A 12,474-nucleotide genomic window follows, 5' to 3' on the forward strand; every position below is an offset into this window, starting at 1 on the left:
ACATAAAGGTCAGATTGATACGGCTAAACAAATCTCAAGTTTTTTAAATGGTAGTGAGATTATAAAGCAAGAAAAACAGCATGTACAAGATCCATATTCTTTTAGATGCATGCCACAAGTTCATGGCGCAAGTAAGGATACATTAGATTTTGTAAGTCAGACGTTTTTAACCGAAATTAATTCGGTAACTGATAATCCTAATGTTTTTGTAGATGAAGATGAAATTATTTCTGGTGGGAATTTTCATGGACAAACCTTAGCTTTAGCTTTTGACCACTTAAAAATAGCAATGGCAGAATTAGGAAATATCTCTGAACGACGCATTTTTAAATTAATTTCTGGACAAAGACAATTACCAAACTTCTTGGTAAATAATCCTGGGTTAAATTCTGGTTTTATGATTCCGCAATATACATCAGCAAGTATTGTTAGTGCTAATAAGCAATTAGCAACACCAGCAAGTATAGATAGTATTGTATCTAGTAACGGACAAGAAGATCACGTTTCTATGGGCGCAAATGCAGCAACACAGGCGTATGACTTAATTGAAAATGTAGAACGTGTATTAGCTATTGAGTTAATGAACGCATCTCAAGCTTTAGAATTTAGAAGACCTTTAAAATCGTCTAATATTATAGAAGATTTTATTGCAAATTATAGAAAAGTAGTACCTTTTATTACTGAAGATCAAGTTTTACATGACGATATTCAAGCGTCAATTAAGTTTATGCAGGAGTTTGAGGTTTAGGTTATGAAACATATATTTCTATTACTTATTATAACATCTAGTTTTTCTTGTGTAGACAGAGATAATAATAATTCTTTAGAACCATTGTTAGTTGAGAATATAGGTGATATATCTTCAATTATGTTAACTAATAAGTTAGATGCTATTGTTGAAGTAATAGGTAGTACTGGTTACCATAATTATAAAACTGGTGATACATTAAGTTATTATTTAAGAATAGATTCATTAACTATATTCAAAAAAATTAAAAGTTTAATGTGCTGTTCTTATGTTAAAAAATATGATGATAAAGGTTTAATTGTTAAAGAAGAAGTAACTTCAGATTATACTGAAGAAATTAAGTATAATAGAGTTAGAATAAATAACCTTATAAGAACAGATATTATAGATTTTAATAATGAAAAAGTATATAATTATAAGTTGAAGAATAATTTTTTTAAAAAGTAAAGCTATTAAAGTTAAAGATTACCCAGCGTATAAAGACTCTACATTATATTACTTTATGGCAGATAAATTAGAAAAAACAATTCAACATATTGAAGATATGCCAAGTGGAGAATTAGTAAATAATATTAAAGAAAAACAATATTTTTGGAAAGAGTCGATTTTGGCGAAAATAGTAACAATAACTTCTTTTGTAAATAATAAATCTGAACATAAAGAAATATTAACTTTTAATGAATCAGGATTTCCTGATAAAAAAATAATTATTAGTAATTCTGATACGCTTTTAATTTCAAAATTTTACATAAAATAAAAACCTCCAAAGCAATAAATGTATTGGAGGTTTTCAATTTTAAAATATATAAAAGATTACTCATCTTTTGTTTCTTCAGATTTCTTTCCTTTTACAATAGAAATTACAATTTCGTCTGTAGTTTCATTTAGATCTAATACAATGGTATCGCCTTCATGAATTTTAGAGGTAATAATTTCTTCTGCTAAAGCATCTTCAACATATTTTTGAATCGCTCTTTTAAGCGGTCTCGCACCATATTCTTTATCGAACCCTTTGGTAGCAATATAATCTTTAGCTTTTTCTTTAATTTCTATAGTATAACCTAAGTCGTTTATACGTGTATATAACTTAGCTAATTCAATATCAATAATCTTGTTAATATCTTCTTTCTCTAATGGATTAAAGACAACTACATCATCAATTCTATTTAAAAATTCTGGTGCAAAAGATTTCTTTAATGCATTTTGAATTACACTACGAGCATTAGCATCTTCTTGAGATTTTTGAGAAGAAGTTCCAAAACCAATTCCAGTACCAAAATCTTTAAGCTTTCTAGCACCAATATTAGAAGTCATTATAATAATAGTATTTCTAAAATCAATTTTACGACCTAAAGAATCGGTTAAAAAACCATCGTCTAATACTTGTAAAAGCATATTAAAAACATCAGGATGCGCTTTTTCAATCTCATCTAAAAGCACTACAGAATATGGTTTTCTACGTACTTTTTCTGTTAGTTGTCCGCCTTCTTCGTAACCAACGTATCCTGGAGGCGCACCAACTAATCTAGAAATAGCGAATTTTTCCATATACTCACTCATATCTATTCTTACCATAGATTCTTCGCTATCAAATAATTCTTTAGATAACACTTTGGCTAACTGTGTTTTACCAACTCCAGTTTGCCCTAAAAATATAAACGACCCAATTGGCTTGTTAGGGTCTTTAAGTCCAGCACGGTTTCTCTGAATAGCTTTTACAACTTTCTCTACAGCTTCTTTTTGCCCAATAACTTTATCGCCAATTAATTCTGGCAACTCTGCTAGTTTGTTACTTTCTGTTTGTGCAATACGGTTAACAGGAATACCTGTCATCATAGAAACTACATCAGCGACATTATCTTCATCAACAACAATACGGTTAAGTTTAGTTTCTTCTTCCCATTGTTCTTGTGCTATAGCTAATTCTTTTTCTAAACGTTTTTCATCATCACGCAAGCGTGCTGCTTCTTCATATTTCTGTTTTTTTACAACCGTAGTTTTAAGTGCTTTAACATCTTCTAACTGCTTCTCTAATTCAAGAATTTTTTTAGGGACATCTATGTTTGTAATATGCACACGAGAACCAGCTTCGTCTAAAGCATCAATTGCTTTGTCTGGAAGAAAACGTTCTGTCATATAACGATTCGTTAATTTTACACAAGCTTCTATAGCTTCAGGTGTGTACTGAACATTATGATGATCTTCGTATTTAATTTTAATGTTGTTAAGAATCTCTATGGTTTGCTCTACAGAAGTTGGCTCAACAACTACTTTTTGAAAACGACGTTCTAAAGCGCCATCTTTTTCTATGTATTGTCTGTATTCGTCTAGAGTAGTGGCTCCAACACATTGAATTTCTCCTCTTGCTAATGCAGGCTTAAACATATTTGAGGCATCTAAGCTTCCAGTAGCGCCACCAGCTCCAACTATAGTATGAATTTCGTCTATAAATAGAATAACATCATCATTCTTTTCAAGCTCGTTCATAATAGCTTTCATACGTTCTTCAAACTGACCTCTATATTTTGTACCAGCAACAATACTTGCTATATCTAAAGTAACAACACGTTTATTAAAAAGAATACGAGATACTTTTCGTTTTATAATCATAATTGCTAAACCTTCTGCAATGGCTGATTTACCAACTCCAGGTTCTCCAATTAATAATGGGTTATTTTTCTTTCTACGTGATAAAATTTGTGAAACACGTTCTATTTCTTTTTCTCTACCAACTACAGGATCTAATTTACCTTCTTCTGCCATAGCAGTTAAATCTCTACCAAAGTTATCTAAAACTGGTGTTTTAGACTTTTTTCCACCTTTATTTGGTGTAGCTGGAGAATTAAATGGGTCGTTACTACTGTTTTCGTTAGAACTGCTCGCATCATCTGAAAAAGATTCTGCTGTTGGCTCTATATAATTTGGGTCTTCGTTTGTAATCATAAGTTTGTACTGTTCTTTTACATTATCATAATCTACTTTAAGCTTTTGAAGTAACTTTGTAGTAGGGTCATTTTCATTTCTAAGAATACATAATAACAAATGTGCTGTACTAATTATTGTACTTTGAAACAACTTAGCTTCTAAAAAAGTGGTTTTTAATGCACGTTCTGCTTGTCTTGTTAAGTGTAAGTTCTTTTTTTCGGTAGTTCCTATTGTAATATTAGGATTTGCTGGACTTAAAATCTCTACTTTTCTTCGTAGATGATTTAAGTCAATATCTAAAGTGTTTAAAATGTTAATTGCTTTTCCATTTCCATCTCTTAAAAGCCCAAGCATTAAATGCTCAGTGCCAATAAAATCATGACCTAAGCGTAAAGCCTCTTCTTTGCTATATGCAATAACATCTTTAACTCTTGGTGAAAAATTATCGTCCATAAATTTGGGTTCTTTCTGCATTAAAATTGTAATTCATTTGTATAGATTTCAAAAATTATACCTTAAATGAATTGCTAATCACTAATAGACAAAAAAAATACCAAATCTCAAAATATATAGCTGTAACTTATTAACTATAAATGACGTAGAAATTGTTAATAAAAACCATTAAAAAAAGCTAGCTAATTTTAAGGCTATCAGTAATGGATTGGTTATATTAGCACGTTTTGTAACAATTAGAATTTAATTAAAATATATCAAATGGCAGAAGGCGAAAAAGTGATTTCGATTAATATTGAAGATGAAATGAAATCGGCATACATTGATTATTCAATGTCAGTCATTGTGTCACGAGCTTTACCAGACGTAAGAGATGGATTAAAGCCAGTTCATAGACGTGTACTTTATGGTATGCATGAACTTGGTGTTAGAGCAAATAGTGCACATAAAAAATCAGCAAGAATAGTTGGAGAAGTTTTAGGTAAGTATCACCCACATGGAGATACTTCAGTTTACGATGCAATGGTACGTATGGCTCAAGAATGGAGTTTGCGTTACATGCTTGTAGACGGACAAGGTAACTTTGGATCTGTAGATGGCGATAGTCCTGCAGCAATGCGTTATACAGAAGCACGTATGCGTAAGATTTCTGAAGATATGTTAGCAGATATTGATAAGGAAACAGTAGATCATAAACTGAACTTTGATGATACGTTACATGAGCCTACAGTTTTACCTACTCGTATTCCTGGTTTATTAGTTAATGGAGCTTCTGGTATTGCTGTTGGTATGGCTACAAATATGCCACCACATAACTTAACCGAAGTAGTTAATGGAACTGTTGCATATATCGATAATCCAGACATAGAAATAGACGAACTTATTACACATATTAAAGCACCAGATTTTCCTACAGGAGGAACAATTTATGGTTACGATGGTGTAAAAGATGCTTTTCATACAGGTAGAGGACGTATTGTTATGCGTGCTAAAGCTATTATAGAAGAAGTTCAGGGTAGAGAATGTGTTGTCGTAACTGAAATTCCTTATCAAGTCAATAAGGCAGATATGATTAAAAAGACTGCCGATCTTGTTAATGAGAAAAAGTTAGAAGGTATTTCAACAATTAGAGATGAATCTGATAGAAATGGTATGCGAATAGTTTACGTTTTAAAGCGTGATGCTATACCAAATATTGTTTTGAATAAATTATTTAAATATACTGCGTTACAATCTTCTTTTAGTGTAAATAATATTGCATTAGTTAACGGAAGACCACAACTACTAAACTTAAAAGAGTTAATTCATTATTTCGTTGAGCATAGACATGAAGTTGTTGTTAGACGTACGACTTATGAATTACGTAAAGCAGAAGAACGCGCACATATCTTAGAAGGTTTAATTATTGCTTCAGATAATATAGATGAAGTAATTAAAATTATTAGAGCATCTTCTAATGGAGATGAAGCGCGAAATAATTTAATTGAACGTTTTAAACTATCTGAAATCCAAGCGAAAGCTATTGTTGAGATGCGTTTGCGTCAGTTGACAGGATTAGAACAAGATAAACTTCGTAATGAGTACGAAGAGATAATGAAAACTATTGAGGACTTAAAAGATATTTTAGGTAGTAAAGATCGTAGAATGCAAATTATCAAGGACGAATTATTAGTTGTTCAAGATAAATATGGTGATGAGCGTAGATCTGTTATAGAATATGCTGGTGGAGATTTAAGTATTGAAGATATGATTCCTAATGAGAAAGTAGTACTTACTATATCTCATGCAGGTTATATTAAGCGTACATCTTTAACCGAATACAAAACACAGAATAGAGGTGGAGTTGGTCAAAAAGCATCTACAACCCGTAATGAAGATTTCTTAGAACATCTATTTGTTGGAACTAATCATCAATATATGTTATTCTTTACACAAAAAGGAAAATGTTTCTGGATGCGTGTTTATGAAATTCCTGAAGGAAGTAAAACTTCTAAAGGTAGAGCAATTCAAAACCTTATTAATATCGAGCAAGATGATAAGGTAATGGCATTTATTTGTACTCAAGATTTAAAAGACGAAGATTACATCAATAACCATTATGTAATTATGGCCACTAAGAAAGGTCAAGTTAAAAAGACCTTATTAGAACAATACTCAAGACCAAGAACTAATGGTATTAATGCAATTACAATTAAGGACGGCGATGAGTTATTAGAAGCTAAATTAACGACAGGAGAAAGCCAAGTTATGTTAGCGCTTAAATCTGGTAAGGCTATTCGTTTTGAGGAAGCAAAAACAAGACCAATGGGTAGAGGTGCATCTGGTGTAAGAGGTATTAGACTTCAAGACGAGAAAACCGATGAAGTTGTAGGAATGGTTGCAGTAGACGATATGGAAAGTAACATTCTTGTAGTTTCAGAAAATGGTTATGGTAAACGCTCTAGTTTAGAAGACTATAGAATTACAAATCGTGGAGGTAAAGGTGTTAAAACCATTTCTGTTACTGAAAAAACAGGAAATTTAGTTGCTATTAAAAACGTTACAGACGAAGATGATTTAATGATTATTAATAAATCTGGTATTGCAATTAGAATGGCTGTGGCTGACTTAAGGGTAATGGGAAGAGCAACGCAAGGTGTTAAACTTATTAATTTAAAAGGAAAAGATTCTATAGCAGCTGTTGCAAAAGTTATGAGTGAAGATGATGATGATATTATTTCTGATGAAGAATTAAATACAGCAGAAAATGATGGCACAACAATTGCAAAGTCTGAAGAAGAATAAATATTAATTAAAAATTAAAAATTAAACTTTAAAAAATGAACAAACAAATAATAGTTGCATTAGCATTAAGTTTTTCACTTTATACATTTGCACAAAAAAAAGAAGTAAAGTCATTTGAAAAAGCTGTAAAAAGCGAAAATTATACTGAAGCAAAAAGTATGATTTCTCAATTAGAACCTATGGTTTCTTCAATGGATGATAAATTAAAAGCAAAGTATTATTTAAATAAAGCTAAAGCTTTATATTCAAATGGAAATATTCAACCTCAAGATATAGATACTGCTTTAGAAAGCTTAACAAATGCTGAGGGAGAATATAAACCAGAAGTAAGTCAAATACGTAGTATGGCAGAGCAAGCTTTGTTGCAGAAGGCAAATACTGCTTATACTGCACAAAATTATAGTGTTGCGGCTAAAGGTTTTGCTACATTATATAAAGTAGTACCTTCAGATCAATCTTATATGTATTACGCAGCACAAAGTGCATTGCAAGCAAAAGATTACAATGCAGCTTTGGGGTATTTTATAACTTTAAAAGAAATAGGTTATACTGGTGTTGGAACTCAGTATTTAGCTATAAATAAAGAAACTGGAGAAGAAGAAATTTTATCTCAAGCAACAAGAGATTCTTATGTTAAAATTGGTACGCATATTAAACCAACAGAGCGTAAAACTGAATCTAAAGAAGCTGAAGTAGTTAAAATGATTGCTTTATTATATATTCAAAAAGGCGAAAATGAAAAAGCCTTAGAAGCTATTAATGATGCAAGAGCTAAAAACCCTGATGATGCTAACTTAATTGTAAGTGAAGCTAATATCTATATAAAATTAAAACAAGAAGACAAAGCTTCAGAATTGTTCAAGCAAGCTTTAACTAAAGATCCTAATAATGCTGACTTAACATATAATGTAGGAGTTTTAGCAATGAGCTCAAATAAGCTTGATGATGCGAAGACTTACTTTGAAAAAGCACTAAGTATTGATTCATCTTATGAGAATGCTGCATTAAATTTATCTTCTTTATTTCTTAAAAAAGGTGAAGTCATAGTAAAAGAGATGAATGGGTTAGGTAACTCTAATGCGGATTTCAAAAAATATGATGCATTAAAAATAGAAAGAAAACTGATTTATGAAAAAGGAGCAATGGTTTTAGAAAATTTTTTAGAAAAAAACCCAAATTCTAAAAATGTAGACACGTTAAATCAATTAAAAAATATATACAGCGCTTTAGGAGAAACTGCTAAAGTAAAAGCGATAAAAGCTAAATTATCTGAGTTAGGTGTTGACTAAATTTTAGTTGATCTTTATCAATAAAAAAAGCCTTCAAGATATCTTGAAGGCTTTTTTTATATTATTTTTTTAATAACTCTAAGCTTATGAGTATGTTCCCTTTTTTCAGCATTATAAATACCAGAATGATCTAGTCTATCTATTCTAACTTTACCATGCGCATGAATAATATAATTATCTTCCATAATTATTCCTACATGAGTAATATTTCCTTCTATATTATCAAAAAAAGCTAAGTCACCAGGTTCGCTTTCTTCAATAAAACTTAGAGCTTCTCCTTGTGTAGCTTGTTGAGAAGCATCACGTAAAAGCTTATAACCATTTAACTTATAAACCATTTGTGTAAAACCAGAACAATCAATACCAAAAGGTGTTTTTCCTCCCCATAAATATGGAGCATTTAAATAATTAAATGCTGAGTTTATAATATTAGATTTTGGTTTTATATTAGTAATTGTTTTTCCTTCAAAATTGTGTTTTAAAACTTCTAAAGGATTCAATGTACTTCCTAAAGAAATAGGGTAGAGTTGTTGTTGCTCGTCAAAAACAAATTCTATTAAATCCGAAGATAAGATAGGTGATTCAGATTCTAATTGATTATAAACTGATTCTTGAATTTTAATAAATTGTTTATTATCTATCCAGCCTTCATATTTATCGAAAGCTAGACGGATTTTAGACCATTTTTTACGTTCTTCCAAAATTTTAAAATGCTCACCATATAACACTTGAGATACCAATTCACTTGGGTCCGTAGGCTCAAATCGTAAAGGAATAATGCTTAGATTACAAATTCCGTATTGCATTGTTAAATTTTAAAATTAAAAAAGTCGCTTAACTGAACTAACAATTAAGCGACTAAAATACGTTGAAAAATAGAATTTTTAAACTATTTTATTAAAAACGTTCTATAACCATTGCAGAAGCACCGCCACCACCATTACAAATAGCTGCTGCACCAATTTTGGCATTATTTTGTTCTAATACGTTTAATAAAGTAATTAGAATTCTAACTCCTGAACAACCTAATGGATGTCCTAAGGAAACCGCACCACCATTAATATTTACGTTATCATCTTTCAAGCCAAGTATTTTCATATTTGCCAAACCAACTACAGAAAAAGCTTCGTTAAATTCGAAAAATTCAACATCTTTAAGTTCTATATTTGCCTTAGCTAATGCTTTAGGTAATGCTTTTGCAGGAGCAGTAGTAAACCATTCTGGCTCGTGTGCTGCATCTGCATATCCTGTTATTTTAGCTAAAGGTTTTAAACCTAATTCTTTTGCTTTGTCGGCACTCATTAAAACCATTGCACCGGCACCATCATTAATCGTAGAGGCATTGGCAGCAGTAACTGTTCCATCTTTTGTAAAAGCTGCTCTTAATACAGGTATTTTTTCTAATTTAACACTCGTGTATTCTTGATCTTTGTTAACTATAATTGCATCTCCACGACGCTGAGGTACTTCTACAGGAACAACTTCATTATCAAATTTACCAGCATCCCAAGCAGCAGTAGATCTTTTGTAAGATTGTATAGCGTAATTATCTTGATCTTCTCTAGAGAATTTATGTTCAGAAGCACAAGAATCTGCATAAACTCCCATAGCTTGTTGACCATAAACGTCTACCAAACCATCTTTTTGCATTCCGTCTTCCATTTTAGCAGGACCAAATTTTGTAGCAGTTCTTGCATGATAATAATGAGGAATCATACTCATATTCTCCATTCCACCAGCAACAACAATTTCTGCATCACCCAAAGCAATACTTTGAGCTGCTTGCATTACGGTTTTCATACCTGACGCACACACTTTGTTAACTGTTGAACAAGGTACGTTGTTTGGAATTCCAGCAAAAATAGCTGCTTGTCTTGCAGGTGCTTGACCAGTTCCAGCCTGAACCACATTACCCATTAAAACTTCTTCAACTAATTTAGGGTCTAAATTAATTTTGTCTAAAGCACCTTTTATAGCGACAGCCCCTAGTTTTGGAGCAGGAACAGTAGATAAAGCACCTAAAAAACTACCTATTGGTGTTCTAGCTGCAGAAACAATAACAACTTCTTTATGCATTTTTATTATTTTTGATTAGTAATTTCCACGAATTTAATAATTTTATAAGACATAAAAGAGATTCTAAGGCAGAATAGTGATATTTAGGATAAGTTATTTAGTATTTTTGAAATTAAATAATATTTATGAGTTTTACTTTTAATCAATTTTATAAAAATCAAGCTAAATTTTACAAAATTGGCTTATTAATAGTAAGTACTATTTTTATAGTATTTCTATTTCCTAAAAGTGGGAGGTTTAAGTATGACTTTGAAAAAGGAAAACCTTGGCTGTCTGAAACATATTTCGCACCTTTTACTTTTGCTATAGATAAGACAACTGAAGAGATAAATAAAGAAAAATCAGATATAAAACTCAATGGGATTTTATATTTTAATATTGATACCTCAATAGTAACTCAATCAAAATTTCGATTATTAAATGAATTAAATCGAAATCTACCTGACACATTATTGGTGTCAAATAAAGAAGCTATAATTAATTTATCAAAAAAGCAGTTCAATACATTTTATAGTATTGGTGTTTTAGGAGATAATTTAAAAGCTAACGATAATTCCTCTATATTAATATTAGATGATAAATCAGAAGTAAAAAGAGGCGTTTTTAGTCAGATATATACCCAAGAAGAACTAAAAAATGAATTAAATAAATTTATTACAAATGAAGATTTTTTAATTCCATTTAAAACACCAATTATAACATCTTTTTTTAATACTATAAGACCTAATCTTAATTATAATAAATTATTAACAGATAAAGTTCTGAATGAGCAATTAGGTAAAATATCATACTCAAGAGGTATCGTTGAGAAAGAAACTTTAATTATCTCTAAAGGAGAAGTTGTTGAAGGTGAAAAGTATGCAATTTTAAAATCTTTAGAATCTAAATACGAATCTCAAATCTGGACTAATTATAATTTTTATTGGATTATTTTTGCGTACACACTTTTAGTAGCATTAGCATTATTAATGCTATTGTTGTTTTTAAAAAAATACAGATTAGATATTTTTGAGAACAACACTAAAGTTACATTTATATTTTTCAATATTATTGTAGTTATTTTATTAACTACTTTGGTTATAAATTACAATGCTGCATATGTTTATATTGTGCCAATAGTAGTTTTGCCTTTAATTTTAAAAGCATTTTTTGATGCTAGATTAGGTTTATTTGCACATGTAATAACAGTGCTTTTATTAGGTAGTATTGTCCCTAATAGTTATGAATATATGTTTTTGCAAATTATAGCAGGAATTGTTACGATTTTGACTGTGTCAGAACTTTATAAACGAGTGAATTTATTTATTTCGGTAGGGCAAATAACCTTAGTTTATATATTAGCTTATTTTGCATTCTATGTAATTCATGAGGGAAATACAGATAATTTAGAATTTGAAACTTTTGGGTTATTTATTCTATGTGGGTTAGCAACACTGTTTGTACAACCATTAATATATGTTTATGAGAAACTTTTCGGATTAGTTTCCGATGTTTCTCTATTAGAATTATCAGATACAAATAGTAAACTATTAAAGCAATTATCTAATGAAGCTCCTGGAACATTTCATCACTCTTTAAATGTGGCTAATTTAGCAGAAGCCTGTGCTAATGAAATTGGAGCAAATGCTATGTTGGTTAGAGTAGGTGCTTTGTATCATGATATAGGAAAGATGAATAATCCTGTATATTTTACAGAGAATCAATCATCTGGTTTAAATCCTCATGATGAATTATCACCAATTGAAAGTGCAGAAATAATAATAAAGCATACGTTAAAAGGCATTGAGATTGCAAAAAAAAATAAACTTCCAGAGAGAATAATTGATTTCATTAGAACGCATCACGGTACTAGTGTGGTGTATTTTTTTTATAAGAAAGCTTTAGAGATTGATGAAAATATATTAATTAAAGATTTTCAATATTCAGGACCAATACCATTTAATAAGGAAACAGCTATTTTAATGATGTGTGATAGTGTAGAAGCTGCCTCTAAAAGTTTAAAAGAGCCTACAACTCCAAAGATAGATTATTTTGTAGAGTCTATTATTGAAAAACAAATGACTAACGGCCAATTCTTAAATTCTAATATTACTTTTAAGAATAATACAGGTCCTAAAGAAGATTAATGGCAATATTAAAATTAGAAAATATATCAAAGAGTTTTGGAGCAATAAATGCTCTAAATAATGTAAGTTTATC

Annotated in this window: 9 protein-coding genes; 6 read left to right on the forward strand and 3 right to left on the reverse strand. The window is 30.4% G+C overall.

The genetic code is table 11. The features are described 5' to 3' along the window. From hutH to ACFDSN_RS09615, 3 genes are all read left to right on the forward strand, one after another. On the forward strand, window positions 1-748 hold a 748-nt coding region (gene hutH / locus ACFDSN_RS09605), incomplete at its 5' end, for a histidine ammonia-lyase (RefSeq protein ID WP_375239634.1). A gap of 3 nt (window positions 749-751) precedes the next feature. Continuing rightward, a complete protein-coding gene (locus ACFDSN_RS09610) occupies window positions 752-1,195 on the forward strand; it encodes a hypothetical protein (RefSeq protein WP_375239635.1) in 444 nt (147 codons plus the stop codon). Window positions 1,196-1,250: 55 nt separating this feature from the next. Beyond that, the gene (locus ACFDSN_RS09615) at window positions 1,251-1,505 is read left to right on the forward strand and encodes a hypothetical protein (RefSeq protein WP_375239636.1); all 255 of its coding nucleotides are present in this window, start codon (window positions 1,251-1,253) and stop codon (window positions 1,503-1,505) included. Between the two features lie 56 nt (window positions 1,506-1,561). On the opposite strand, the gene ACFDSN_RS09620 is transcribed toward ACFDSN_RS09615, so the two are convergent. Beyond that, complete coding sequence (locus tag ACFDSN_RS09620) at window positions 1,562-4,126, reverse strand: ATP-dependent Clp protease ATP-binding subunit (protein ID WP_375239642.1); 2,565 nt, start codon at window positions 4,124-4,126, stop codon at window positions 1,562-1,564. 261 nt (window positions 4,127-4,387) lie between these two features. Between ACFDSN_RS09620 and gyrA the strand changes: the two genes are divergently transcribed. After that, window positions 4,388-6,910 carry a DNA gyrase subunit A gene (gyrA, locus tag ACFDSN_RS09625; protein ID WP_375239637.1) on the forward strand — a complete coding sequence of 841 codons (2,523 nt, stop codon included), beginning with the start codon at window positions 4,388-4,390 and terminating at the stop codon, window positions 6,908-6,910. A gap of 35 nt (window positions 6,911-6,945) precedes the next feature. After that, entirely contained in the window at window positions 6,946-8,199 is a 1,254-nt protein-coding gene (locus ACFDSN_RS09630; RefSeq protein ID WP_375239638.1) for a tetratricopeptide repeat protein, read from the forward strand. 56 nt (window positions 8,200-8,255) lie between these two features. Here the strand turns inward: ACFDSN_RS09630 and ACFDSN_RS09635 are convergent, their stop codons facing one another. Both ACFDSN_RS09635 and ACFDSN_RS09640 read right to left on the reverse strand, forming a co-directional pair. After that, window positions 8,256-9,005, reverse strand: coding sequence for an NlpC/P60 family protein (locus tag ACFDSN_RS09635; RefSeq protein WP_375239639.1), 750 nt, complete (start codon window positions 9,003-9,005; stop codon window positions 8,256-8,258). Window positions 9,006-9,096: 91 nt separating this feature from the next. Next, entirely contained in the window at window positions 9,097-10,275 is a 1,179-nt protein-coding gene (locus tag ACFDSN_RS09640; RefSeq protein ID WP_375239640.1) for an acetyl-CoA C-acyltransferase, read from the reverse strand. 125 nt (window positions 10,276-10,400) lie between these two features. Between ACFDSN_RS09640 and ACFDSN_RS09645 the strand changes: the two genes are divergently transcribed. Beyond that, entirely contained in the window at window positions 10,401-12,401 is a 2,001-nt protein-coding gene (locus tag ACFDSN_RS09645; protein WP_375239641.1) for an HD family phosphohydrolase, read from the forward strand. Window positions 12,402-12,474: the final 73 nt, after the last annotated feature.

The sequence above is a fragment of the Aurantibacter sp. genome (assembly GCF_042094015.1).
In the GTDB taxonomy this organism is placed as follows: domain Bacteria; phylum Bacteroidota; class Bacteroidia; order Flavobacteriales; family Flavobacteriaceae; genus Aurantibacter.